The sequence below is a fragment of the Miniimonas sp. S16 genome (genome assembly GCF_057748195.1).
On the sequence record NZ_CM173242.1, the window covers coordinates 3,269,176 to 3,293,995 of the forward strand.

Here is a 24,820-nt window from a genome sequence, read left to right on the forward strand (position 1 = left end):
GACGACGGCGATGCCACTGACCGTGCCACTGACCGCGCCGCTGACCGCGGTACTGCCCCCGCCTCTGCCACTGCGTCTGCGTCTGCCGCCGACGGTGCAGGCGCACCCGGCGCACGCGCCGGTCTCGCGCGGCTGTGCGACCGCGTGTCCCCGCCGCGGCTGCCGACTCTCGCGCACCCCGATGTCGCGACGTGGCGCCCGGTCGAGCTGACCGACGTCGATGTGGTGACGGCGCTGCAGAAGGCGATGGACGCCGTCGACCATCCCGACTGGACCACGCCGCGCGAGGACGTCGAGGACGAGCTGGACGCGCCCCACGTGACGCTGACGCGCGACTCGGTGCTCGCCGTCGGGCACGACGGCGAGGCGCTCGCCTGGGGACTGATCGAGCTCATGCCGGGGCGCGAGACGCGCGTGCAGGCGTACGCGAACGGGGGTGTGCACCCGCGGGCGCGCGGGCGCGGCATCGGGCGCGTGCTGCTCGCGTGGCTGACGGCGCGCGGCGTGCAGCAGATCGCCACGTGCGAGGAGGCGCTGCCCGCGTGGGTGCGCAGCGGCGCGGACGAGCGCAACCGGGGCGGCATGGCGCTGCACGAGCGGCTCGGGTTCGTCCCCGAGCGGTACTTCACGACCATGGAGCGCGACCTCGTCGGTGCGGCGGGGGAGTCGGGCGAGGCGCTCGCGGTGGTCGAGCCGCCCGTGCCCGACGGCGTGCGGCTCGTCCCGTACTCGGCCGACCGCGCGCAGGACGCGCTCGACGCCCGCAACGACGCCTTCCGCGACCACTGGGGCAGCCAGCCGCGCACGCCCCAGGAGTGGGCGACGTTCGTGGGCGGGGAGCTGTTCCGCGAGGACCTGTCGTGGCTCGCCGTCGACGAGGCGGACGTCGTGCTCGGGTTCGCCCTCGTCAGCGCCAACCCCGAGGACTGGGAGCTCCAGGGCTACACGAGCAGCTATCTGGGCGTGCTCGGCGTGGTCCGGGCGGGCCGTCGGCGCGGGATCGCGCCGGCGCTGCTCGCGCGCTACCTGCGGGCCACGCGCGACGCGGGGCTGGACCGGGCGGTGCTCGACGTCGACACGGCCAACCCCTCCGGCGCGCTCGGGCTGTACGAGCGCGCGGGGTTCGTGGCGACGAACCGCTCCGTGGAGTACGTGCTCGAGGTCTGAGGGTGCGCGTGCGCGAGGTCTGAGGGTGCGGGTGGTCGGCGCGCGCCAGGCGGACTCCCGCGGGCTCCCGACCCGAGGGGGGCCGTGCCACGATGGGCCCATGCGCATCCACATCGCCTCCGACCACGCCGGTTTCGAGCTGAAGGAGGCGCTCGTGGAGCACCTCGTCGCCGCCGGTCACGACGTCGTGAACCACGGGGCCCTCACCTACGACCCGCAGGACGACTACCCCGCGTTCTGCATCGCGGCCGCCGAGGCTACGGTGGCCGACGGCGGAGGGGACGGGTCCGCCGTCGCGCCCGCCCTGGGCATCGTGATCGGCGGGAGCGGCAACGGCGAGCAGATCGCCGCGAACAAGGTGCGCGGCGTGCGGGCGGCCCTGGCCTGGAACCTCGACACCGCGCGGCTGGCGCGCCAGCACAACGACGCCAACGTGCTCGCGATCGGTGGTCGGATGCACACGGTCGAGGAGGCGACGTCGTTCGTCGACGCGTTCGTGGCCGAGCCGTTCTCGCAGGACCCGCGGCACGCGCGCCGGATCGCCCAGCTCACCGAGTACGAGGGCGCGCGGGGCTGAAGCTCCGCATCGCGGGCGATCGCGCGGCGACTGGTGGCCGCGCCTCATGTCCACCGAGACCGACCGTCGATGGAGCTGACGGTGTCGGCACTCGCCGGGGACTCGGCGAGGTGGGCTGACGGGTCCGCCGAGGGTTGCGGGGAGGTCGGTCGCGGCGCGCTGAGGGTTGCGGCGAGGTGGCGGTCGCGGCGCGCTGAGGGTTGCGGCGAGGTGGCGGTCGCGGCGCGCCGCGGGGCTCGACAGGGGGGACTTCGCGGGTTGTCCCCAGGCACTCCCGGAGTCGACCCGAGACTCTCCTTGTGGATATGTTTGCGCAGTTCAGGTCTTGTAGATCGCACAAGTGTGTCCTAGACTCGCTACATGGCCGCCCCGCTCCTCCTCGACCCCGCGCACCACGCGCAGGCCGACCTGGACGCTGCCCTGGCCACCCTCGAGACCATCGTCGAGCACGAGACCCTCACCGCCCCCACGACCGAACGAACCCTCCACTTCGCCGAGCTCGTCGAGGCCACCACCCGGCGCCCGACCCGCCTGCAGCTCCATCTCGCCGCCGCTCTCGAGCACGCCACCACCGACGTCCCCTCCGGGCAGGGCCTCCTCGTCGACCACGGCGGAACTCTCCCGGGACCCGCCCTCGTGCCCGACCCGGCTGACACCAGTGACGGTTCCTGCCGTGCCGGCGACCGCGCCGACATCGTGGGGTGCTCGGGCGACACCGGCGGCGTCGATTCCGCCCCGGGTCCCGGCCCGCGTACCCGCTATGCGCGGGCGCGGGACCTGCTGCGGATGCGGTTGCGGATCAGTGGCGCCGAGGCCGGCCGCCGCATCCGCCTCGGCCACGCCCTGACCCCTCGCACCACTCTCAGCGGGGAGGTCGTTCCTGCCGAGCGCCCCGTCCTTGCGTCGGCGCTGCCGCACCTGGACCGGGAAGCCACCACCGGGGTCCTGCGCGCCCTCGAACGCGTCGCCGCCGTGCTGGACCACGAGGACGTCACCGAGCTCGAACAGGTCCTCACCAGCCACGCCACCACGTTCGACCCCGACCAGCTGCGCCGGATCGCCACCCACGCCGTGGCCGTGGCCGATCCCGACGGGGCAGCGCCCAGCGAAAGCCTCAAGCACATCCAGCAGGGCGTCCAGGACCCACCCGCCAGGGGTTGACGACCATCCGCCTCGTCGACGCCGTTCAGCTGGAGGTCCTGAAGACCGTCTTCGACACCGGCACCAACCCCCGCACGAGCGTTCCCGTGAGCTCGGGCGACGTGTCCGCCGCCTCGAACGACGGCACGCCAGACGTCCCGGTCAGCGAGGGCACGACGGCCGAGGATGACAGCCGCGGCGTGGGTGAGACGGTCGACGGCCACGCCGGGACCGGCTTGAGCGGCGCATCCCGTCGGAGTGAGACGGTCGGGACGCCTGTGCTCGTGCCGACGGAGCAGCGCACCCGCGCCCAGATCATGCTCGACACCCTCATCGCCGCGAGCACGTGCGCCCTGCGCACCCGAGCCCTCCCGGCCACCGGCGGAGCACCCACCCAGGTCATCGTCACCCTCGACGGCGCCGACCTGCTCGCCGCCCTCCGTGACCGGACCCGAGCCTCCGCTGAAGCGGGGAACGCCCCGAACGCCCCGAACGCTCCGAACGCCCCGAACGCTCCGAACGCCCCGAACGCCCCGAACGCCCCGAACGCTCCGAACGCTCCGAACGCTCCGAACGCTCCGAACGCCCCGAACGCTCGAGACAGGGCGCAGTCAGCCACACGCGATGTCGGAGAGCCGGATGAACGGTCCGACCCGCGCAGGCGATCCGGCCCCGCCGCACCCGCCCGGCCGCCGACCACGCACACCGACGCGTCCGCGCACGGCGAGCAGGATCTCGACGGCGTCGCCTGGCTCATCCACTCCGGTCCCGTATCCCTGCGTTCCGTGCGACGCCTGGCGTGCGACGCCGACCTCGTCCCCGTCGTTCTGGGCACCGACTCGCGCGTCCTCGACCTCGGCCGCACCCACCGTCTCGTCCCCGCCTGGATGCGCACCGCGCTGATCGCACGCGACGGCGGCTGCCTCTTCCCCGGCTGCACCATCCCCGCGACCTGGTGCGACGCCCACCACATCATCCCCTGGTACCTCGGCGGCACCACCAGCACCGACAATGCAGCTCTCCTCTGCCCCTACCACCACCACCTCATCCACACCGGCGACTGGGCCATCGTTTCGCCGCGACCCGGCGCGAGACCCACCATCACCCCCGGCCCCACCCTCACCTACCGCACCACCTGGACACCTACCACCCAGCACACCAACCACTACCACCGCTGCTGAGGGGTCTCGCCAAGCGGCGACGGTGTGCGGCGCCAGAGGATGACGAGCAGCGCCGTAGCGAACACCACGATGAGCAGGTCGTGGCGTTCGGCCGGATGACCACCAGTGCGTCGGCGACGCGGGCGATCCGTCCCGGAAGTTTCGGGCGGCCGTTCGGCGAACGGGGAGCAGCCTGCAGGATGGTGTCGGCGTCAGTGACTAGCGCGCTGCAGTTCCAGCGGCTGTGCTGCGCTGTGCCTCGGCGGCCGCCGGCCGCAGCCCCAGGTAGGCCGCACCGGCGGCCGTGAGCGGCACCAGCACGAGCACCAGCCACGGCAGCACCGCGATGGCGGCGACGATCACGCCGTAGACCACCGCGAGCCCGAGCGCGAGCACCTCGGCGCGCTGGATCGCGGGCAGCGTGAGGCGCCCCGCCTCGGCGCGGGCGAGGAGCCCGCGGTCGTCCTGCTCGTGCACCTCCCGGCCGAGGGCGAGGACGCGCACGAGCTCGCCGATCGACGCGGCCAGGAACCAGCCCGACGCGGCAGCGACGATCGCGGGGAGCAGGGTCGAGAGGGAGGCGTCGCCGTCGAGGACTGCGCGGCCCGTGCCGCGCGCGAGGGGCAGGGCGAGGACAAGCGCGGTGAGCGGCGCGAGCGCGGCGGCGATGACCTGACCGAGCGCGAGCTGCACCCGCACGCCGCGGCGCGTGAGCAGCGCGCCCAGCAGGAGGCCGCCCCACGCGGCAACGAGCCAGGCAACGCCCGCGGCGAGGAAGACGAGCGTCGTCGTGCCGATCGCGATGTCGTGGCGCTGCGCCAGGACGAGAGACGCGAGCAGCCCGAGCACCCCGAGCACGAGACGCGGCACGAGGCGGCGGCGGGCGAGGGCGATGTGCTCTGCCGCGCGGTCGCCCGGCGTGGCGGTCTCGCCGTGGCCCGCACCGGAGCAGTGCTCGCACGAGTGCTCGACGGCGGAGGGAGCCTGGGGTGCGGGAGTCGCCTGCTGTGCGCCTGGGACCGCATCCCTCTCGGCGGGCTGCGGTGCGGGCTCGGGAGTGGCGGTCACGGCGATCCAGTCTACGTGCGCACTCTCGCGCCGTTGATGGCGACGATTACGGAGCGCAGGGCTCCGCAAGCGTCGCCGTTGTCGGGGCAGTTGTCGTCGGCGATGTCGGGGCAGGATGGGCGGATGGTCCCCACACCCCGCGCCGTCGCGCCCGACCTCGTCGAGTGCGTCCTCGACCTGGCCGCCGAGGTCCCGCCCGGTCGGGTGACCACCTACGGCCGGCTCGCCGTCGAGGCCCGGCTGCGGTGCGGGCGGGGGAGCGCGCGCCAGGTCGGGCGGATCATGGCGCTGCACGGCGACCAGGTGCCGTGGTGGCGGGTCGTCACCGCGTCGGGCGCTCCGGCCGAGCGTGTCGCGACCCGCCAGCTCGAGCGGCTCCGGGCCGAGGGGGTCGCGCTGCGCGGCGCACGCGTCGACCTCGGTGCGGCGCTGCACGCGTTCGTGCTCGACGTCGTGCCGCACGACCACGAGGACGAGGAGGTCGACGATGCCTGAGGGTCACTCCATCCACCGCCTCGCCCGCGCGTTCCTCGACGGGTTCGGCGGCCAGCGGCTGCGGGTGACCTCGCCCCAGGGACGCTTCGCCGCGGGTGCCGCGCTCCTGGACGGCGGCCGGCTCGTGGCGACCGACGCCTGGGGCAAGAACCTGTTCCTCGGCGTCGAGCCCGAGCCGGCTCCCTTGCCGCGGGGCTCGGCGTCGTCAGGTGAGCCACACTGGCTGCACGTCCACCTCGGCCTCTACGGCGCCTGGACGTTCGCCGGCGACGATGCGTTCGCCGGACCTCACGCGATCGGTGCGCCGCGCGTGCGCGTCGCGGAGGAGGAGCGCCCGCTCCTCGGCGCCGACCCCGTCGAGCCGCCCGAGACCGCCGCCTCGGCCGCACGAGCCGGACAGTCCACCTCCGCACAGTCCACCTCCGGCGAGGCGCCCGACGGCGAACGCGAGCCGATGGCGGATCGCTCGCCCCCGCCGTCGGGCACGTTCGTCCCGCCGCCGCCCCGCGGCCAGGTACGCGCACGGATCGTGGGTGAGCACGGCGTCGCCGACCTCACCGGACCGACGCGGTGCGAGGTGATCACGACGCCGGAGAAGGTCGCCGTGGAGGCCGCGCTCGGCCCCGACCCGCTGCGACCCGACCCCGACGGCGCGGGTCGCGAGCGGTTCGTCGCCGCGGTGCGGCGCTCGCGGGCCGTGGTGGGCGCGCAGCTCATGGACCAGGGCGTGCTCGCAGGCGTCGGCAACATCTACCGCGCCGAGCTGCTCTACCGCGCACGGCTGCACCCGCTGCGGCCGGGCACCGGCATCGCGGCGCGCACGCTGCGCGCGTTGTGGGACGACGCCGTGGTGCTCATGGCCGACGGCGCTGCCACCGGCCGGATCGTCACGACGGATCCCGCCGACCGCGTCGTCCCCGAGGACGCCTGGTACGTCTACCACCGCGACGGGCGGCCGTGCCTGCGGTGCGGGCGGCGCGTGATGGTCGACGACCTCGCGACCCGGCGCGTGTACTGGTGCCCGGGGTGCCAGCGCCGGAGGTGAGCAGCTGTCTGGCCCGCGCCGACGCGCGGTGCCACGATGGCGGAAGACGCGTGACCTCGTCCGGATGCCGGAGACGGTCCCGTCGCACGACCCGCCCCGCACCGCCGCGCAGAGAGGCCGACCGATGACGCTGGAGATTCCCGAGGAGCCCCGCCGGACCGTCGCGTGGGTGACGTTGGAGGAGGTGCCGACCGCCGTCGTGCGGTACGAGGGCGCGACGATGGCAACCGTGGGGCAGGCGTTCGACGGCGCGTTCCCGGCCGTCATGCAGGCGCTCGAGCAGGCCGGGCTCACCTTCGACGTCCCGGCCCTCGCCGTCTATCACGGTGACCCGCAGGCGACGTTCGACCTCGAGGTGGGCTGCACGCTGCGCGAGCCGCTGCCCGAGGAGGTCACGGTGGGCGAGCTGGTGGTCCGACCCTCGCACCTGGCGGCAGGGGAGTACGCGACGCTGAGCCACCTCGGTTCCTACGACGGGCTCGGCGCGTCCTGGCAGACGCTGGTCGAGGACGTGCGCGGCGGAGGCGCCGAGACGGAGCCGCGCTGGCTCGAGGTCTACGTGTCCGACCCGACGAGCACCGCGCCGGAGGACCTGCGCACAGACCTGTTCGTGCAGGTCGTGGTGACCGACACGGTCTGACGCCGGCCCGTCGGGTCAGCCCTCGGCGAGGTCAGTGCCGAGGGCGGCGCGAGTCGATGACCCCCGTGTTGAAGCCCGCGAGGTGCAGCCCGCCGTGGAAGCGCGCGTGCTCGATCTTGAGGCAGCGGTCCATCACGACCTCGAGCCCCGCCTCCTCGCCGCGCCGCGCGACGTCCTCGTGCCACGAACCCAGCTGCAGCCACAGCGTCCTCGCGCCGACGGCGAGCGTCTCGTCCAGCACGCCCGGCAGGTCGTCGTGGCGACGGAAGACGTCGACGACGTCGGGCACCACCGGCAGGTCCGCGAGCGAGGCGTACACCGGCCGGCCGAGGATCTCCTTGGCGCGCGGGTTCACGAAGTACACGTCGTACGGCGAGCTCGACAGCAGGTAGGTCGCCACGAAGAACGACGCGCGCGACGGGTTGTCGCTCGCGCCCACGATCGCCACGCTGCGGGTGCGGCGCAGGATCGCGAGTCGTTCGGGCGCCGTCGGGCCCACCCAGGTGCGCTGCGCGGTCATCGCGTCACTCCCGTCGCGGCCTCGAGGGCCTGGTCGAGGTCCCACAGGATGTCCTCGGCGTCCTCGAGACCCACCGAGAGCCGCACGAGGTCGTCGGGGACGCCGGCCGCGGCGAGCTGCTCGGCCGAGAGCTGGCGGTGGGTGGTGGACCCGGGGTGGATGACGAGCGTGCGCGAGTCGCCCACGTTCGCCAGGTGGCTCGCGAGCCGGAGCTCGGAGATGAACCGCTCGCCGACCTCGCGGCCGGACCGGCCGTCCGGGGCGTCCGCGAGCCGGAACGAGAACACCGACCCGGGCCCGAGCGGTGTGAGCGCCGCGGCGCGCGCGTGGTGCGGGTGGCTGGGCAGCCCGGCCCACGCCACGGACGTCACGCGTGGGTCCTCGTCGAGCCACGTCGCGACGGCGCGGGCGTTCGCCAGGTGCGCGTCCATCCGGTGCGGGAGCGTCTCCACGCCCTGCAGCAGCTGGAACGCCGACTGCGCCGACAGCGCGGGACCGATGTCCCGCAGCTGCTCCGAACGCAGCTTGGTGAGGAAGCCGTACTCGCCGAAGTTGCCCCACCACTGCACGCCCCCGTAGGAGGCGACCGGCTCGGTCATCGTGGGGAACTTGCCGTTGCCCCAGTCGAACGTGCCGCGGTCCACCACCACGCCGCCGAGGGTGGTGCCGTGGCCGCCGAGGAACTTCGTGGCCGAGTGGATGACGAGGTCGGCGCCGTGCTCGAACGGCCGCACGAGGTAGGGCGTGGTGAGCGTGGAGTCCACGACGAGCGGGATGCCGGCCTCGTGCGCGACGGCGGCCAGTCCCGCCAGGTCCGCGACCTCGCCCGAGGGGTTGGCCACCACCTCGGTGTACAACACCTTCGTCTCGGGCCGGATCGCCGCGGCGTAGTCGGCCGGGTCGGTGCCGGGCACGAACGTCGTGTCGACGCCGAACCGGCGCAGCGTCACGTCGAGCTGCGTCACGGTCCCGCCGTACAGCTGCGCGGAGGCGACGACGTGGTCCCCGGCCCCGGCGAGCGCCGCGAAGGTGAGGAACTCCGCGGCCATGCCGCTCGCCGTCGCGACCGCGCCGATGCCGCCCTCGAGCGAGGCGATCCGCTCCTCGAACGCGGCGACCGTCGGGTTGCCGATGCGGCTGTAGATGTTGCCGTACTTCTGCAGCGCGAAGAGGTTCGCGGCGTCGGTGGTCGAGTCGAACACGAACGACGTCGTCTGGTAGATCGGCACGGCCCTCGCGCCGGTGGTGGCGTCGGGGATGCCACCCGCGTGCAGCGCGCGGGTGCGGAACCCGAACCGGCGCTCGCTGGGTCGACCCGTCGAGCGTTCGGCTGCTCCCTCGGGGGACGGGTTCTCCTGGACGGCGGTCATCGGGCTCCCTGGTCGGCGAGGTCGGGCTGGCGGTCGGGCTGGCGGTCGGGCTGGCAGTTGGCACGGGCACCCGGGTCGACGGGCGCGCGGCCCGGCCCGGCATCCCGCGAGGCGGCGGTGGCACGGTACGCGACGGCGGCCCCGATGCGCTCGACCGCCCATGGGTTCTGCAGCGAGGTCGTGTCGCCGAGCCGCTCGCCGTCGTGCAGCTGGGCGAGCAGGCGGCGCAGGATCTTGCCCGAGCGGGTCTTCGGTACCTCGGGCACGAGCACCACGTGACGCGGCTTGGCCACCGGGCCGATCGTCCGGGCGACCTGCTCGCGCAGCGCCCCGGCCACGTCGTCGGCGGCCGCGTGCCACGCGGCGAGGTCCGCCCCGTCGGCTGGCGCGGAGACCGGCACGACGAACGCCGCGATGGCCTGGCCGGTGACGGGGTCGTGCACCCCCGCCACGCCCGCCTCGGCCACCAGCGGGTGCGCGACGAGCGCGGACTCGACCTCGATCGTGGACAGCCGGTGGCCGGAGACGTTCACGACGTCGTCGAGTCGCCCGAGCAGCCAGAGGTCGCCGTCGGCGTCGATCACCGCGCCGTCGCCCGCCTTGAAGTAGCCGCCCCACTCGCCCGCGCCCGCGAACTCGCGCCAGTAGGAGTCGAGGTAGCGCTGCGGGTCGCCCCACACCGTGCGCGCCATGCCGGGCCACGGCCGGGTGACCACGAGCGTGCCGCCGGTGCCGCGCGGGAGCGAGGCGCCGCCGTCGTCCACCACGTCGATCGCGATGCCGGGCAGCGCGCGGGTGGCCGAGCCGGGCTTGAGCGTCGTGGCGCCGGGCAGCGGCGCGACCATCGCGGCGCCGGTCTCCGACTGCCACCAGGTGTCCACGATCGGCAGCTCGCCCCGGCCGAACGTGCGGCGGAACCACAGCCACGTCTCGGGGTTGATCGACTCCCCGACGGTGCCGAGCAGGCGCAGGCTCGAGACGTCGTACCCGGCCGGGAGCTCCTCGCCCCACCACGCGTGCAGCGACCGCAGGAGCGTGGGCGCCGTGTAGTACACGGTGACGCCGTACCGCTCGATGATCTCGAGGTGGCGCTCGCGGTGCGGCGTGTCGGGCGTGCCCTCGTAGATCACCTGCGTGAGGCCACCCAGCAGCGGGCCGTAGATCTCGTAGGTGTGCGCCGTGACCCACGCGAGGTCGGCGGTGCACCAGTGCACGTCGTCCTCGCGCGCGTCGAAGTGCGCCCAGTGCGCCCACCCCGCGTGCGTGAGGTAGCCGCCGGTCGTGTGCACGAGACCCTTGGGCTTGCCCGTGGTGCCGGACGTGTAGATGACGAACAGCGGGTGCTCGGCGTCGAACGGCTGCGCCTCGTGGACGTCCGGGACGCCGGCGGTCGCCTCGTGCAGCCAGACGTCGCGGCCCGGCGTCCACGGCACGTCGGGGGTGGCCTCGCCCGTGCGGCGCACGACCAGCACGTGCTCCACGTGGTCGAGCCCCGCCACGGCCTCGTCGGCGGCGTGCTTGACGGGCACGGCGCGGCCGCGGCGGAACTGCCCGTCGGACGTGACGAGCACCTTCGCGCGGGTGTCCTGCACGCGGAAGCGCACGGCCTCGGCCGAGAAGCCGCCGAACACGAGCGAGTGCACCGCGCCGAGGCGCGCGACGGCGAGCGTCACGACGATCGTCTCCACGATCACCGGGAGGTAGATCACCACCCGGTCGCCGGGTTCGACGCCGAGCGCCGTCAGCGCGTGCGCTGTGCGCGCGACCTCGCGCTGCAGGTCCGCGTACGTCAGCGTGCGCCGGTCACCGGGCTCGCCCTCCCAGTGCAGTGCGACCTTGTCCCTGCGCCCGGCCGCGACGTGGCGGTCGACGCAGTTCACCGCGGCGTTGAGCCGACCCCCGACGAACCAGGCCGCGCTCGGCGGGGCGAGCTCGCCGTCGGGCCCGGGCTGCGGGGGCGTCCAGTCCAGGACGCGCTCCCAGGGCGTGGCCCAGTCCAGCCGCTCGGCGGCCTGCGCCCAGAAGGCCAGCGGGTCGGCCTCCGCTCGCGCGTAGGCCTCCGCGGTGACGTTCGCGGTCGCCGCGAGGCCCGACGGCGGAGCGAACGTCGCGGAGTCGGCCGCCACGCTCGCGGGGGCCAGGGCGTTGATGCGGGTCGTGGTCACTGCGCCTTCTGTCGGGTGGGGATCGTTCAGCTGCGGATCGGGGTGGGCTCGGGTGCGGCGTGCTCGGACCGGGCGGGGCTCATGTCCAGCGGCGCAGCACGCGCCGCTCCAGCAGGCCGATGAGGGCGTCCGTGAGCTTGCCCATCAGCGCGAGCATGACGATCGCGAGGATCATCCGGTCGACGCGGCCGTTGTTGCCGGAGTCCACGAGCAGGAAGCCCAGGCCCATCGAGGAGGCGATCAGTTCGGCGGCCACGAGGAACAGCCAGGACTGCGCGAGCGCGAGGCGCAGCCCGGAGACCACGCTGGGCAGCACGGCCGGCAGCTGCACGCCGGTGAGAAGGCTGACGCCTCGCAGGCCGTAGACCCGGCCGGCCTCGACGAGGTGCGGGTCGACGTGCCGCAGCGCGGCCGACACCGTCGTGTAGACCGGGAAGAACGCGCCGATTGCGATGAGCGTGATCTTGGACTCCTCGCCGATCTTGAGCCACAGGATGAGCAGCGGCACCCAGGCGAGCGACGGCACGGCGCGGATCGCGCCGAGCGTGGTGGACAGCAGGACGTCGCCCAGCCGGGAGAGTCCGACGACGGCCCCGACGACGAGCCCGAGCGCCGAGCCGATCGCGAACCCCAGCAGCACGCGCTGCGTGGAGATCGCGGTGTAGAGGTAGAGGTCGCCGTTCGAGGCGAGATCCACCGCGGCCGCCCAGACGCTCGCGGGAGTGGGCAGCTTGTACGCCGGCACCAGGCCGGTGGTGGTGACGAGCTGCCAGACGAGCAGCAGCAGCGCCGGCAGCAGCAGTCCCCCGACGACGGCGGCCCCGCGCCGGTCCAGGAGGGACCGGCGCGGGGTGCTCGCCGTCGTCGCCGCGCGCTGCGAACGGGTGCTCGCTGCCGTCTGCTGGTCGGACACCGTCGTCATTCGGTGATGGTGCTCGGGTCGGCCTTCTCGGCGAACGTCGGGTCGATGAGGGCGTCGAGCGCGTCGTCGACAGCGTCCTGGGTCGCGACGTCGCCGTTGCTCACGAGGATCGGGGCGACGATCGTCAGGACGTCGAGCTGCGCCTGGCCGGGCACCTGGGACACCTCGAGGTTGGTCCGCTCGGTGATCACCGTGCTGGCGACGGCCGGGTCGATCTGGGCGGCCTCGGCGAGGAGGTTCACGAGCTCGTCGGGATTCTCCGCGGCCCACTCCTGCGCCTTGGCGTAGGCGTCGACGACGATCTGGGCGAGGTCGGGGCTCGCGTCCAGGAAGTCCTGGGTCGCGTTGAGGAACCCGTAGGTGTTGAAGTCGATGTTGCGGTAGATGAGGGTGCTGCCCGCGGTCTCCTCGCTCGCCGCCATGAGCGGGTCGAGCCCCGACCACGCGTCCACCGAGCCGTTCTCCAGCGCCGCCTTGCCGTCGGCGTGCTGGAGGTTCTGGATCGTGATGTCGTCGGCCGTCAGCCCGGCCGTCTCCAGCGCCTGGAGCAGGAAGAAGTACGGGTCGGTGCCCTTGGTGACGGCGACGCTCTTGCCCTTGAGGTCCGCCACGCTCGTGATGTCCGAGCCGGCGGGGACCACGAGGGCGGACCACTCGGGCTGGCTGTAGATCGCGATCGTGTGGATGGGGCTGCCGTTGGCGCGGGCGAGCAGCGCGGCCGAGCCGGCCGTCGAGCCGACGTCGATCGCGCCGGCGCGCAGCGCCTCGTTCGCCTTGTTCGAGCCGGCCGACTGCACCCACTCCACGGTCACGGCGTCGCCGAGGGTGTCCTCGAGGTAGTGGTTCTCCTTCACCACGAGGCTGAGCGGGTTGTACGTGGCCCAGTCGATGCTCAGGGTGTCGGCCGACCACTCGGTCGCGGCGCCGTCGGCCGCGTCGGTGGCCGCGTCCGTCGCGGCGTCCGACGTGGCGCCGTCAGCGACGTCGGTCGCAGCGTTGTCGGCCTGGTCGGAGCCCTCGCCGGCGACGCAGCCGGTGAGCAGGAGCGCGGCGCCGGCGACCAGGGCGAGGCCGCGCAGGGCGAGGCGGGGCGAGGTCATGGGATGTCCTTCGGTCGGGGGGTCTGTGTGGTGCTGGATCTGGGTGGTGCGGGTCTGAGTCGTTCTGGTGGTGGTGCGGGGGCCGGGTCGTTCTGGGCTGGGCCGACCCGGCGATGCGGGTGGCCGCGGCTAGATCGCGGGGTAGGGCTCGCTTGCCCCCGACACGTGGTGGGTCACGACGCCGAGCCCCTCGAGCAGCTCGACGCGCAACTCCGCGAGGCGTGCGTCGGCGCGGTCGCGCGGACGCGCGCCCGGCACGTCGAGGACGCGCACGACCGAGGGGGCGACGTCGGAGACGGGGGAGTGCTCGCCGTCGGACACCGTGCGCAGGGCGACCACGCGGTCGGCGAGGTAGAGGGCCTCCTCGACGTCGTGCGTGACGAGCAGAACGGTGGTAGGGCGCGCGGCGTGCACGCGCAGGAGCTCCTCCTGCATGCGCAGCCGGGTCAGGGCGTCGAGGGCGCCGAACGGCTCGTCCAGGAGCAGGACCCCGGGGCGGCGGGCGAGGGCGCGCGCGAGCGACACGCGCTGGGCCATGCCGCCGGAGATTTGCCGGGGACGCAGGTCGGCCGAGGCGGTGAGGCCCACGAGCTCGAGCAGCTCGGCGACGCGGGTGGCGCGCTCGCTGCGCGGGGTGCCGCGGGGCAGGCCGAGCGCGACGTTCTGCGCGACCGTGCGCCACGGCAGCAGCCGCGGCTCCTGGAAGCCGATCGCGGTGCGGGTGTCGGTGCCCGTGACGATCTGGTCGCCGATCCGCAACGTGCCGGCGGACGGGGTGTCGAGGCCGCCGAGGAGGCGCAGCAGCGTGGACTTGCCGCAGCCCGACGGGCCGATGACGGCCACGATCTCGCCCGGCTCGACCGTGAGGTCGACCTGGTCCAGGACGATCCGCTCCGCGGGGACCGTGCCGCCGGTGGTGCCGCGTCGGACGCTGCGAGAGGCTCGGTCGGCGCGTCCGCCGCGTGAGGCGGGGACGGGGAAGGCCCGGCGGACGCCCGTGATCGTGACGGGCAGCGCGGTGGCGGCGGACATCTCCGGCATCCTCGGGGATCGGCGGGCGGGGCGTGCCTACCGTGCCGAGCGGGGGTACCGGCCACAAACCGACCCTTGCGCGTCTCACTCCTCGGACCCGCGGTCCACGAGGTGGCGCGGCACGGACGCGGCCACGAGTCGGCGGTCCGGCTGGGGTAGCGGCGCTCTCGCCGAGCTGCGACGCGCCGCGCGCAGTCGGTCCGGCTGTGTCGCGGCGTTCCCGCCGATCCGCGCCGCGCCGCGCGCTACGTTGCGAGGATGGGTCTCCGGATGCGTGTGGCCGGCCTCGTCGTCACCGTCGGGACGGCCGCGCTCTGTGTGTCGTGCTCCTCGCCGTCGGGCTCGGTCATCGCGTCGCCGGCGCCCGACGCGGAGCCCGCCCAGGTGGTCCAGGCGCTCGTCGACGCGGTGAAGGCCGGGGACGCGGAGCTCGTGCGGAACCTCAGCGAGGACGGGTCGTCGCAGCTGGACTGGTGGGTCGAGCACGGGGCCACGATGCGGGACGCGCGGATCGGCGCCGTGTACGAGGACCCCGAGAGCCAAGCCGATGCGTCCGGGCCCGAGATCGTGGGTGTGGTCGTCGACTTCGTGCCGTGGGGAGTCGACGCCTCGATGCAGGAGGGCGTCGAGACCAGCTGGGCCTTCCAGCTCGTCAGGCAGGGCGGTCGCTGGCTGTTCCACGGCGCCGGGGTGGGGTAGCCGCCGGCCTAGATGTAGATCGCGGGGTCGAGGTAGAGCGAGGCGTCGACCTCCTCGGTCGTGCGCGTCACCTGGCGCACCGTGGCGGGCACGCCGACGGCGACGGCGCCGGCCGGCACGTCGTGCACCACGACCGCGTTGGCCCCGATCCGGGCGTCCTCGCCGATCGTGACCGGGCCGAGCACCTTCGCGCCGGCGCCCACGACCACGCGGTCCCCGAGCGTGGGGTGGCGCTTGCCGTGCGACGAGGTCCGCCCCCCGAGCGTGACCCCGTGGTAGAGCATGACGTCGGCGCCGACCTCGGCCGTCTCGCCGATCACCACGCCCATGCCGTGGTCGATGAAGAGCCGCGGGCCGATGGTGGCGCCGGGGTGGATCTCGATGCCGGTGAGGAACCGGCCGAACTGGGACAGGGCGCGCGCGGCGGGACGCAGCACCACCGACGCGGTCCAGAGCCGGTGCGAGAGCCGGTGCAGCCATACCGCGTGCAGCCCCGAGTAGACGAGCGCGACCTCGAGGTCGCTGCGGGCGGCCGGGTCGCTGCGCCGGGCCGCGGCGATGTCCTCGCGCACGGCGTCGAGGGCGCGAGGGCGGGCTGCGGCGGTCATGACGCTCCGATCGGGAGAGGGCTGGGTTCGGCGGCGGGGGAGCGGACGCGCGCCCGCCGCCGGACGTGCCCGACGGCGTGGCGAGCCTCCCGGAGGAGGCGCGCCACGCCGTCGGGCACGGTCTTCGTGGTGCTGACGAACGAGGCGTCAGTCGAGCAGGTCGGCGTACAGGATGGTGGAGAGGTAGCGCTCACCGAACGACGGCACGATGACGACGATCGTCTTGCCGGCGTTCTCCGGGCGGTTGGCGAGCTGCAGCGCGGCCTCGATCGCGGCGCCGGAGGAGATGCCGACGAGCAGGCCCTCCTCGGCGGCGGCGCGGCGGGCGACCTCCACGGCCTTCTCGGCGTTGACGTCGATGACCTCGTCGTAGATCGAGGTGTCGAGGATCTCGGGCACGAAGTTCGCGCCGATGCCCTGGATCTTGTGCGGGCCGGGCGCGCCGCCGTTGAGGATCGGGGACTCCGCCGGCTCGACCGCGACGATCGTGATCTCCGGCTTGCGCTCCTTGAGCACCTGGCCGACGCCCGTGATCGTGCCGCCGGTGCCGATGCCCGCGACGAAGATGTCGACCTCGCCGTCGGTGTCGGCCCAGATCTCCTCGGCCGTGGTGCGGCGGTGGATCGCCGGGTTCGCCTCGTTCGCGAACTGGCGCGCGAGGATCGCACCGGGGCGCTCCGCGGCGACCTGGTCGGCGCGGTTCACGGCGCCCTTCATGCCCTCGGAGGCCGGGGTGAGGATGAGCTCGGCGCCGAACGCGCGCAGCAGTGCGCGCCGCTCCTTGGACATCGACTCCGGCATCGTGAGGACGACGTCGTAGCCGCGCGCCGCGCCGACCATCGCCAGCGCGATGCCCGTGTTGCCCGAGGTGGCCTCGACGATCGTGCCGCCCGGCTTGAGGTCGCCGCTCGCCTCGGCCGCGTCGACGATCGAGACGCCGATGCGGTCCTTGACGGAGTTGGCGGGGTTGTAGAACTCGAGCTTCGCCAGCACGGTGGCGCCGGCGCCCTCGGTGAGGCGGTTGAGCCGGACCAGCGGGGTGTTGCCGATGAGCTGTGTGACGTCCTCGTAGATGCGTGCCATGGGTGTCGGTCCTTTCCGATGGTGCGAGGTCTGGGTCCTGCTTGGGGCCTGCTTGGTTCCTGCTTGGGTCCTGTTCAGGTCCTGCGCGGGGTCGACCAGTGGCGACCTCGCAGGCTGGTCGCGACTCCCCGCGTCGCGTTGTTGCCCTGACAACTATAACGGCGGGGACCGTTCGGCTACGGCTGAACTTATCGCTCGACGACGAGCGTTGCGCGGGGCCTCACCCGTACTCGGTCGACGTCCCCGGTGGAGGTTCTCGATGGACGGTCTCTGTGGCCGGTCTGTGTGGGCGGTCACCGTGGCCGGTCTTGTCCGACCTCTGCGGGCAATGCCCTGGAGCACGGGCCGTCGGGGCCGATAGCCTCCGAGATGCCACCTCGGAGGTCCCATGGCAGATGCGGACACGGACGTCGCGGACTGTACCGTGCCCGCCGTCGTGCTCCGGGTCGTTCCGAGCCTCGCACTCGAGGTCGACTCCCGACCCCTCGCGATCCCGAGCCGCGTGCGGCGCCTGCTCGCCCTCCTCGCGGTGCACGACGGCGCCGCAGCGCGCCACGCGCTCGCGGGTGCGCTCTGGCCGGACTCACCGCTCGGCCGCGCGACGTCCAACCTGTCCTCGACGCTCTGGCTGGTGCCCGAGCGGACGCACGTCATCGCGCTGGAGGCGCACCGCGTCGCACTCGCACCGCGCGTCGGGCTCGACCTGCGCGAGCTGCGCCTGCTCGCCCGCCGCATCCTCGATGGGCACGCCGACCTCACCGACCTCCTGGCCGCCGCCGAGCGCTTGTCCCTCGACATCGCCGAGGACGAGGACGAGCCGTGGCTCGACCCGCACCGAGACTCCTACCGCCAGCTGCGCCTGCACGCCCTCGAGGCCGCGTCCGCCGCGTTGTCCGACGCGGGCCGGCACTGGCAGGCGGTCCAGGCCGCGCAGGTGGCGCTGGCCGGCGACGCGTTGCGCGAGTCGGCGCACGCCGCCCTGATGGCCGCGCACCTGGCGGAGGGCAATCGGGCGGAGGCGCTGCGGCAGTTCGAGCGCTGCGCGGCGCTTCTCGAGACGGAGCTGAGGATCTCGCCGGGGCCGGGGGTCTGGGCGCTGCGAGCCCTGGCGCTCGACGGGCCCGACCCCCCACAGGACCGGTTGCCATGAGGTGGCAGTGAGGCCGCAGTGACCGTCCGGTGACGATGCCGTGAACCCGCACTCGCCACGCTGTGCGCGGCAGGGGCGCCACTCACAGGTCGGGGGATCGAATGCGTCGTTCACTTGCTGCTGTCGCCGCGATCGGAGGACTGCTCGCGCTCGCGCCCGCGGTCCCGGCGGCCGCGGAGCCCACACCCACCACCGTCGCGACCGGGCTCGCGGCGCCCCTCTCGTTCGGCGTCGATCTCGACCGGACGATCTACGTCGCCCAGGTGTCGTTCGACCCGTCGACTCCGTCGGTGTTGACGAGGATCAAGCACTCCGGGGCGCGGACCGACCTCGCGACCGTGAGCGGCGAGCTCGGCGCCGTCAGCGTGCTCGCCGGCTACGTGACCTACGCCGAGACCACCGTGAGCGAGGCCGGCTCCTCGACGCTCATGAAGAGACTCTCCCCGTGGGGCAGCACGACCACGGTGGCCGACCTCGGTGCGGCCGAGGCGAGGCTCAACCCCGATGGCGGACAGCTTTACGGCTTCGTGAACGACCCGCTCGACGAGGCGTGCGCGGCCGAGTTCGAGGAGACGGTGGGCGCTCCGGCCGTCCACTCGGGGGAGGTCTTCTCGCACCCGTACGGCAGCGTGGCGCTGCCCGGGCTCGTGACGGTGGTGGCGGACGCCGGGGCCAACACGGTCTGGCGCATCGTCGGCGGGAAGGTGAAGCCCCTCTGGGTGCTGCCGCCCTCGCCGCACGTGGTCACGGCAGAGATCGCCGCGGCGCTCGGCGCGCCGGACTGCGTGGTGGGGAAGGAGTTCCTGGCCGAGGGCGTGCCCACCGACATCGAGCTCGGCGGCGACGGGATGCTCTACGTCACCTCCCTCCCCGGCGCGCCGGGGGAGTCCATCCCGGGTGCCGCGACGGTCTACAAGGTGAACCCGATCTCGGGACGTGCGTCGGTGGCGGTCTCGGGGCTGTTCTCCGCGTCCGGTCTGGCTATCGGGCGCGACGGCACCGGGTACGTCGCGGAGATCTTCCCGGGGACCGTCTCCTCAGCACGCAGCGGTGCGGCGCCGTCGCCGTTCCTCACCGGACTCGACTCGCCCGCGGCCGTCGAGTACCAGCGCGGCACGCTGTACGTGAGCACGGGGGCATTCGGGCCGTCCGGCGCGATCGTGTCGGTGCCCGTGCCCTGACGCACGTTGAGGCACGACGGCGAGCTCACCTCGCGAGGTGAGCTCGCCGTCGTGCGTCGACGGACAGCGGTGCTTCTAGGCCTGGTCGCGAACGCATGACGGCGGGCTCCCCACCCGAGGGGAGCCCGCCGTCGTTCGTGTGGAGCGGATGACGGGAATCGAACCCGCACCATCTGCTTGGAAGGCAGAGGCTCTACCATTGAGCTACATCCGCGAGAGGCTGCCCAGGGCTTGTCTGGGCTGACCAGCGCTTGCCTCGCCGACGTCGAGTGTAGCCGCTCCCCGTCCTCCGCCCGCTGCGGCGGCGCACCCACCAGCCACCTAGAATCGCCTCGGCGCACCGGGTGTGCGCTCCGGGATGTGGCGCAGCTTGGTAGCGCATCCGCTTTGGGAGCGGAGGGTCGCAGGTTCAAATCCTGTCATCCCGACACACGTGAGGCCCGCCGGCGCCAGCCGTGCGGGCCTTCGGTGTCGGGGGACGAGATGCCGGGAGCCGCTGTGGGCGGCGAGGAACGAGCCTCGCGCAGCGGTGGTTCCTGTCATCCCGACACACGTGAGGCCCGCCGGCGCCAGCCGTGCGGGCCTTCGCTTGCTGAAGAGGGCGGCGCCGCCCGCGCTCCCGGTGCGCAGCTGCGGACGCCTGGTGCACAGCTGCGGACGACAGTCTCTGGCGCCCGGCGTGTTGCGCCGGACACGCCGGGGCGAAGGGCGGGGACGCCGCCGGTCGTCCGCAGCTGTGCCCGGTCATCCGCAGTTGCGCACGCCCCGGTCGCTCCGGCAGACCCTGCCCCACCGGCCCCGCCCCGCTCGCTCCGGCAGACCTGCCCACCGGCAGACCCTGCCCCACCGGCCCCGCCCGCCGCGCACCCCCCGAATCGGCCGAGGGCGGCGCGCGAGTACCATGGACGCCAGTGTGCGGCGCAACGCCCGCGCCCCCAACGGTCGGCCCCGCCCCGCTCCCGCGTGCCGAGGGCCGATGTGCCATGACCGCACCGGTCATCCGTTCGACCAGAGAGAGTCACCGTGAAGAGTGCCGTCGAGACCCTCGAGCCCACGCGCGTCAAGCTGACCGTGGAGGTCTCCTACGAGGAGCTGACCCCCAGCATCGACCACGCGTACCAGCACATCGCCAAGGACGTCTCGATCCCCGGCTTCCGCAAGGGCAAGGTGCCCCCGCGCATCATCGACCAGCGCATCGGTTTCGGCGCGGTGCTCGAGCACGCGGTCAACGACGCGCTGCCGGGCTTCTACCGCGACGCCGTTCGCGAGTCCGGCGTGAGCCCGCTCGGTCAGCCCGACGTGGAGGTCACGGCTGTCCCCGTGGACAAGGCGGGCGACCTCACTTTTACGGCCGAGGTCGACGTGCGCCCCGAGTTCGAGCTGCCGGAGCTCTCCTCCCTCACCCTCGAGGTCGACCCGGTCGACGTCGACGACGACGAGATCGAGGAGCGCCTCGAGGTGCTGCGCCAGCGGTTCGCGACCCTCCAGGGCGTGGAGCGCGCGGCCGCCGACACCGACTTCGTGGTCCTCGACCTCACCGCCGTGATCGACGGCGAGGAGGTCGACACGGTCTCCGGCATCTCCTACCAGATCGGCTCGGGCAACATGCTCGAGGGTCTGGACGAGGCCGTCACCGGCCTCGCCGCGGGCGAGACCGCCACCTTCACCGCGCCGCTCGCCGGTGGCGACCGCGCGGGCGAGGAGGCCGAGGTCACCGTCACGGTCACCGGCGTCAAGGAGCAGGAGCTGCCCGACGTCGACGACGAGTTCGCCCAGCTGGCCTCCGAGTTCGACACGCTCGAGGAGCTCCGCGCGGACCTGCGCGCCCAGGCGTCCACCGGCAAGGTGAACGGCCAGGCCGTCCAGGCCCGCGACAAGCTGCTCGACGCGCTGCTCGAGGCCGTCGACTTCCCGGTCCCGGCCGCCGTCGTCGAGGCCGAGGTGGTCCGCCACCTCGAGAGCGAGGACCGCCTCGAGGACGACGAGCACCGCGCCGAGGTCCAGGTCGAGGCGACCGACGCCCTGCGCCGTCAGCTGCTGCTCGACGCGCTCGCCGAGAGCCTCTCCGTGCAGGTCTCCCAGAACGAGCTCCTCGACTTCCTGGTTCGTACGGCGCAGCAGTACCGCGTCGACCCGAACGAGTTCGTCCAGAACGCCGACCGGACGGGTCAGATCCCCGTGTTCGTCGGCGAGATCGCGCGCAACAAGTCGCTCGCCCTCGCGCTGCGCAAGGTGACCGTCGTGGACGCCGACGGGCTCGCCGTCGACCTCACGCCGTTCATCGGGGCCGACGAGGACGACGCCGAGGCGGGCGCCGACGTCGAGCTCGACGTGGCTGACGAGGGTGTCGAGGTCGTCGAGGTGGCCACGCCCGCCGAGGCCGACCTGGCCGACGAGCTCGCCTCCGTCGAGGCGACCGAGGCTCCGGCCGCTGCCGACGCTGCCGACGCTGACGAGGCGCCCGCCAAGCCGGCGCGCGCCCGCAAGACGCCCGCCAAGAAGGCCGCGAAGGCTGACGAGGAGGCGACGACCGACGCCAAGGCCGACGACGCGAAGGCCGGGGACGAGGCGCCCGCCAAGCCGGCCCGCACCCGCAAGGCGCCCGCCAAGAAGAGGGCCGACGCCGCCGAGTGACATCCGCGGTGCGCGAAGCACCCCAGCGCGAAGGGCCGTCCCGGCAGGGGCGGCCCTTCGCCGTCGTCGGGGCGTCCCGAAGGACGGCGAGGACGAGAACACGCACGACGGCGAGCACCGGTTCGCGCGAGAGTGCGCCGTCAGCGAAACGGCACGTTCGCGGGCATGGGAGCCCGATCCCGGAACGTTAGGGTCGATGAACACGCGCTGCCGCCGCGGGCGGTGGCGCCGAGGAGAGAACGGGAGTGCCACGTGAGCGACATGCCGCAGGCGAACTCGGACCCGAAGGGGTTCGGACTGGGTGACCACGTCTACAACCGGCTCCTGAAGGAGCGCATCATCTGGCTCGGGTCGGAGGTGCGGGACGAGAACGCCAACGCGATCTGCGCGCAGATGCTCCTCCTGGCAGCCGAGGACCCGGACAAGGACATCTGGCTCTACATCAACTCGCCCGGCGGCTCGGTGACCGCGGGCATGGCGATCTACGACACGATGCAGTTCGTGCAGCCGGACGTGGCGACCGTCGCGATGGGGATGGCGGCCTCGATGGGCCAGTTCCTGCTCGCCTCGGGGGCGAAGGGCAAGCGCTACGCGACCCCCCACGCCCGCGTCATGATGCACCAGCCCTCGGGCGGCATCGGTGGGACGGCCACGGACATCCGCATCAACGCCGAGCTGATCCTGCACATGAAGCGCGTCATGGCCGAGCTGACCGCTCAGCAGACGGGCAACACGGTGGAGCAGATCAACGCCGACGCCGACCGGGACCGGTGGTTCACGGCGCAGGAGGCCCTGGAGTACGGCTTCATCGACCACGTCGTGTCGCACGCTGCCGCGGTCCGCGGCGGCGGCGGGACGACCGACTGAACGGCAAGGAGAACCACGTGAACCTCATCGAGTCCCGCGCGTTCGGGCACTCGGCCGGCGCGCCGTCGGCCCGGTACGTCCTGCCACAGTTCGAGGAGCGCACCGCCTACGGCTTCAAGCGCCAGGACCCCTACACGAAGCTGTTCGAGGACCGCATCATCTTCCTCGGCGTGCAGGTGGACGACGCCTCGGCCGACGACGTGATGGCGCAGCTCCTGGTCCTGGAGAGCCAGGACCCCGACGGCCTCATCACGATGTACATCAACTCGCCCGGCGGCTCCTTCACGGCGCTCACGGCGATCTACGACACGATGCAGTACATCTCCCCCCAGGTGCAGACGGTCTGCCTCGGCCAGGCGGCGTCCGCTGCGGCCGTGCTGCTCGCCGCCGGCACGCCGGGCAAGCGCCTCGCGCTGCCCAACGCTCGCGTCCTCATCCACCAGCCGGCGATGTCGGGCGGCGGGTACGGGCAGGCGTCGGACATCGAGATCCAGGCGAACGAGATCCTGCGCATGCGGGAGTGGCTCGAGGAGACGCTGGCCGAGCACACCGGCAAGCCGGTGGAGGAGATCCGTCGCGACATCGAGCGCGACAAGATCCTCACGGCCGCGCAGGCACTGGAGTACGGCCTCGTGGACCAGGTCCTCGAGAGCCGCAAGAAGGCGCAGCTGCCCGCTCGCTGAGCGCACGCGCTCAGGCCGTGCTCAGGCCGTGCTCAGCGCACGGCGGGGTGAGGGTTGGACCGTCGGGGGCGGCGGGGTGGGCGACACGCCTGCCCCGCCGCTTCGCACGTGACAGGCCCTGCCCGCTTAAGGTGGAGTGGCCCGGTGCGAGCCGGCAGAACATCGGACGACGGCGGTGCGGACCGCCCTGGAGGGGAGGAGTAGGCATGGCCCACCCCACCGACGGGACCGAGCTGCTCAAGTGCTCGTTCTGCGGCAAGAGCCAGAAGCAGGTCAAGCGGCTCATCGCCGGTCACGGCGTGTACATCTGCACCGAGTGCATCGAGCTGTGCAACGAGATCGTGGAGGAGGAGCTCGCCGAGAGCGAGAGCGCCCCCACCGTGCTGACCGCGCTGCCCACCCCGCGCGACATCTTCGCCCACCTCGAGCAGTACATCGTCGGCCAGGAGCGCGCGAAGAAGTCGCTCTCGGTGGCGGTCTACAACCACTACAAGCGCGTCCAGGCCGCCCAGGGTCCGGCCCGGCTGCACGACGACGGCATCGAGATCGCCAAGTCCAACGTGCTGCTCATCGGCCCGACCGGCACGGGCAAGACCTACCTCGCGCAGACCCTCGCGCGCATGCTCGACGTGCCGTTCGCGATCGCCGACGCCACGGCCCTCACCGAGGCGGGCTACGTCGGTGAGGACGTGGAGAACATCCTCCTCAAGCTCATCCAGGCCGCGGACTTCGACACCAAGAAGGCCGAGACCGGGATCATCTACATCGACGAGATCGACAAGATCGCGCGCAAGGCCGAGAACCCCTCCATCACCCGTGACGTCTCCGGGGAGGGCGTGCAGCAGGCGCTGCTCAAGATCATCGAGGGCACCGTCGCCTCGGTGCCGCCGCAGGGCGGGCGCAAGCATCCGCACCAGGAGTTCCTCCAGATCGACACCGCGAACGTGCTGTTCATCGTCGCGGGCGCGTTCGCCGGCCTCGAGGACATCATCGCCTCGCGCACGCACCGCCGCGGCGTGGGCTTCAACGCCCCGCTGAACGAGCGGGACAAGGAGGACCTGTTCGCCAAGGTCCGGCCCGAGGACCTGCACAAGTTCGGCCTCATCCCGGAGTTCATCGGGCGTCTCCCGGTCGTCGCGACGGTGAGCAAGCTCGACCAGGAGGCCCTCGCCGGCATCCTCACCGAGCCCAAGAACGCGCTCGTGCGGCAGTACCAGCGGATGTTCGAGCTGGACGGCGTGGAGCTCGAGCTCACAGACGAGGCGATCGGCGCGATCGCGGACCAGGCTCTCGCCCGCGGGACCGGTGCGCGCGGGCTGCGCGCCATCCTCGAGGAGGTGCTCATGCCGGTCATGTTCGACGTGCCCGGGCGTGAGGACGTCGAGCGCGTCGTCGTGACGCGGGAGTGCGTCGTGGACCGGCTGGACCCGACGCTCGTGCTGCGCTCGCCGTCGACCGCCGCGCGTTCGCGCGCCACCCGGGAGAAGAAGCCCGCGTGAGCGAGGCGCTCCAGC

The 24,820-nt window shown here is 73.2% G+C and carries 23 protein-coding genes and 2 tRNA genes; 15 read left to right on the top strand and 10 right to left on the bottom strand.

Features of this window, described 5'->3' with window-relative positions:
* The first annotated feature begins 144 nt into the window (after positions 1–144).
* The 4 genes from AC3AQ1_RS14415 to AC3AQ1_RS14430 all read left to right on the top strand — a co-directional run bounded on the left by AC3AQ1_RS14415 (position 145) and on the right by AC3AQ1_RS14430 (position 4,065).
* Positions 145–1,167 carry a GNAT family N-acetyltransferase gene (locus AC3AQ1_RS14415; RefSeq protein ID WP_159096578.1) on the top strand — a complete coding sequence of 341 codons (1,023 nt, stop codon included), beginning with the start codon at positions 145–147 and terminating at the stop codon, positions 1,165–1,167.
* 100 nt (positions 1,168–1,267) lie between these two features.
* Positions 1,268–1,744 (top strand): ribose-5-phosphate isomerase, encoded by a 477-nt coding sequence (locus AC3AQ1_RS14420; protein WP_108719556.1) that lies wholly within the window; start codon positions 1,268–1,270, stop codon positions 1,742–1,744.
* A 360-nt stretch (positions 1,745–2,104) separates the two neighbouring features.
* On the top strand, positions 2,105–2,905 hold the full coding sequence (locus AC3AQ1_RS14425) for a DUF222 domain-containing protein (RefSeq protein WP_108719557.1): 801 nt from the start codon (positions 2,105–2,107) through the stop codon (positions 2,903–2,905).
* Positions 2,902–4,065, top strand: a complete 1,164-nt coding sequence (locus tag AC3AQ1_RS14430) for an HNH endonuclease signature motif containing protein (protein ID WP_234417540.1) — start codon at positions 2,902–2,904, stop codon at positions 4,063–4,065. Before AC3AQ1_RS14425 ends, AC3AQ1_RS14430 begins: the two co-directional genes overlap by 4 nt.
* A 198-nt stretch (positions 4,066–4,263) precedes the next feature.
* Here the strand turns inward: AC3AQ1_RS14430 and AC3AQ1_RS14435 are convergent, their stop codons facing one another.
* On the bottom strand, positions 4,264–5,112 hold the full coding sequence (locus AC3AQ1_RS14435) for a hypothetical protein (RefSeq protein WP_108719558.1): 849 nt from the start codon (positions 5,110–5,112) through the stop codon (positions 4,264–4,266).
* 123 nt (positions 5,113–5,235) lie between these two features.
* Here AC3AQ1_RS14435 and AC3AQ1_RS14440 point away from each other — a divergent pair, with 123 nt between their 5' ends.
* From AC3AQ1_RS14440 to AC3AQ1_RS14450, 3 genes are all read left to right on the top strand, one after another.
* Positions 5,236–5,607, top strand: coding sequence for an MGMT family protein (locus AC3AQ1_RS14440; protein ID WP_108719559.1), 372 nt, complete (start codon positions 5,236–5,238; stop codon positions 5,605–5,607).
* Complete coding sequence (locus tag AC3AQ1_RS14445; RefSeq protein ID WP_108719560.1) at positions 5,600–6,652, top strand: Fpg/Nei family DNA glycosylase; 1,053 nt, start codon at positions 5,600–5,602, stop codon at positions 6,650–6,652. Before AC3AQ1_RS14440 ends, AC3AQ1_RS14445 begins: the two co-directional genes overlap by 8 nt.
* A 124-nt stretch (positions 6,653–6,776) precedes the next feature.
* Entirely contained in the window at positions 6,777–7,292 is a 516-nt protein-coding gene (locus AC3AQ1_RS14450) for a GyrI-like domain-containing protein (RefSeq protein ID WP_159096579.1), read from the top strand.
* Positions 7,293–7,323: 31 nt separating this feature from the next.
* Here AC3AQ1_RS14450 and AC3AQ1_RS14455 read toward each other — a convergent pair whose 3' ends face one another.
* The 6 genes from AC3AQ1_RS14455 to AC3AQ1_RS14480 form a co-directional block, all read right to left on the bottom strand.
* Positions 7,324–7,812, bottom strand: coding sequence for a CoA-binding protein (locus AC3AQ1_RS14455; protein WP_108719562.1), 489 nt, complete (start codon positions 7,810–7,812; stop codon positions 7,324–7,326).
* Positions 7,809–9,182: an O-acetylhomoserine aminocarboxypropyltransferase/cysteine synthase family protein gene (locus AC3AQ1_RS14460; RefSeq protein ID WP_108719563.1), complete on the bottom strand. Its 1,374-nt coding sequence runs from the start codon at positions 9,180–9,182 to the stop codon at positions 7,809–7,811. The genes AC3AQ1_RS14455 and AC3AQ1_RS14460 overlap by 4 nt, the downstream gene beginning before the upstream one ends.
* Complete coding sequence (gene acs / locus AC3AQ1_RS14465) at positions 9,179–11,347, bottom strand: acetate--CoA ligase (protein ID WP_370445291.1); 2,169 nt, start codon at positions 11,345–11,347, stop codon at positions 9,179–9,181. Before acs ends, AC3AQ1_RS14460 begins: the two co-directional genes overlap by 4 nt.
* A 79-nt stretch (positions 11,348–11,426) precedes the next feature.
* Positions 11,427–12,269 carry an ABC transporter permease gene (locus AC3AQ1_RS14470; RefSeq protein ID WP_108719564.1) on the bottom strand — a complete coding sequence of 281 codons (843 nt, stop codon included), beginning with the start codon at positions 12,267–12,269 and terminating at the stop codon, positions 11,427–11,429.
* Positions 12,266–13,369 carry an aliphatic sulfonate ABC transporter substrate-binding protein gene (locus AC3AQ1_RS14475; protein WP_108719565.1) on the bottom strand — a complete coding sequence of 368 codons (1,104 nt, stop codon included), beginning with the start codon at positions 13,367–13,369 and terminating at the stop codon, positions 12,266–12,268. The genes AC3AQ1_RS14470 and AC3AQ1_RS14475 overlap by 4 nt, the downstream gene beginning before the upstream one ends.
* Before the next feature lie 129 nt (positions 13,370–13,498).
* Complete coding sequence (locus AC3AQ1_RS14480; RefSeq protein WP_108719566.1) at positions 13,499–14,401, bottom strand: ABC transporter ATP-binding protein; 903 nt, start codon at positions 14,399–14,401, stop codon at positions 13,499–13,501.
* Positions 14,402–14,659: 258 nt separating this feature from the next.
* Here AC3AQ1_RS14480 and AC3AQ1_RS14485 point away from each other — a divergent pair, with 258 nt between their 5' ends.
* Positions 14,660–15,100 (top strand): hypothetical protein, encoded by a 441-nt coding sequence (locus tag AC3AQ1_RS14485; RefSeq protein WP_159096580.1) that lies wholly within the window; start codon positions 14,660–14,662, stop codon positions 15,098–15,100.
* A gap of 8 nt (positions 15,101–15,108) precedes the next feature.
* On the opposite strand, the gene epsC is transcribed toward AC3AQ1_RS14485, so the two are convergent.
* On the bottom strand, positions 15,109–15,708 hold the full coding sequence (epsC, locus tag AC3AQ1_RS14490) for a serine O-acetyltransferase EpsC (protein ID WP_108719568.1): 600 nt from the start codon (positions 15,706–15,708) through the stop codon (positions 15,109–15,111).
* 147 nt (positions 15,709–15,855) lie between these two features.
* Positions 15,856–16,791, bottom strand: a complete 936-nt coding sequence (cysK, locus tag AC3AQ1_RS14495) for a cysteine synthase A (protein ID WP_108719569.1) — start codon at positions 16,789–16,791, stop codon at positions 15,856–15,858.
* Between the two features lie 388 nt (positions 16,792–17,179).
* Between cysK and AC3AQ1_RS14500 the strand changes: the two genes are divergently transcribed.
* Positions 17,180–17,941: an AfsR/SARP family transcriptional regulator gene (locus AC3AQ1_RS14500; RefSeq protein ID WP_108719570.1), complete on the top strand. Its 762-nt coding sequence runs from the start codon at positions 17,180–17,182 to the stop codon at positions 17,939–17,941.
* A 101-nt stretch (positions 17,942–18,042) separates the two neighbouring features.
* Positions 18,043–19,122, top strand: a complete 1,080-nt coding sequence (locus tag AC3AQ1_RS14505) for a ScyD/ScyE family protein (protein ID WP_108719571.1) — start codon at positions 18,043–18,045, stop codon at positions 19,120–19,122.
* Positions 19,123–19,262: 140 nt separating this feature from the next.
* Here the strand turns inward: AC3AQ1_RS14505 and AC3AQ1_RS14510 are convergent.
* Positions 19,263–19,336 (bottom strand) — tRNA-Gly (locus AC3AQ1_RS14510).
* Between the two features lie 140 nt (positions 19,337–19,476).
* Here AC3AQ1_RS14510 and AC3AQ1_RS14515 point away from each other — a divergent pair.
* The 5 genes from AC3AQ1_RS14515 to clpX all read left to right on the top strand — a co-directional run bounded on the left by AC3AQ1_RS14515 (position 19,477) and on the right by clpX (position 24,805).
* Positions 19,477–19,550 (top strand) — tRNA-Pro (locus AC3AQ1_RS14515).
* Positions 19,551–20,145: 595 nt separating this feature from the next.
* Positions 20,146–21,756 (top strand): trigger factor, encoded by a 1,611-nt coding sequence (gene tig, locus AC3AQ1_RS14520; RefSeq protein WP_108719572.1) that lies wholly within the window; start codon positions 20,146–20,148, stop codon positions 21,754–21,756.
* Between the two features lie 261 nt (positions 21,757–22,017).
* Complete coding sequence (locus AC3AQ1_RS14525) at positions 22,018–22,623, top strand: ATP-dependent Clp protease proteolytic subunit (RefSeq protein WP_108720252.1); 606 nt, start codon at positions 22,018–22,020, stop codon at positions 22,621–22,623.
* Between the two features lie 17 nt (positions 22,624–22,640).
* Positions 22,641–23,306 carry an ATP-dependent Clp protease proteolytic subunit gene (locus AC3AQ1_RS14530; protein ID WP_281285377.1) on the top strand — a complete coding sequence of 222 codons (666 nt, stop codon included), beginning with the start codon at positions 22,641–22,643 and terminating at the stop codon, positions 23,304–23,306.
* A 206-nt stretch (positions 23,307–23,512) separates the two neighbouring features.
* Positions 23,513–24,805, top strand: coding sequence for an ATP-dependent Clp protease ATP-binding subunit ClpX (gene clpX, locus AC3AQ1_RS14535; protein WP_108719573.1), 1,293 nt, complete (start codon positions 23,513–23,515; stop codon positions 24,803–24,805).
* Positions 24,806–24,820 lie beyond the last annotated feature (15 nt).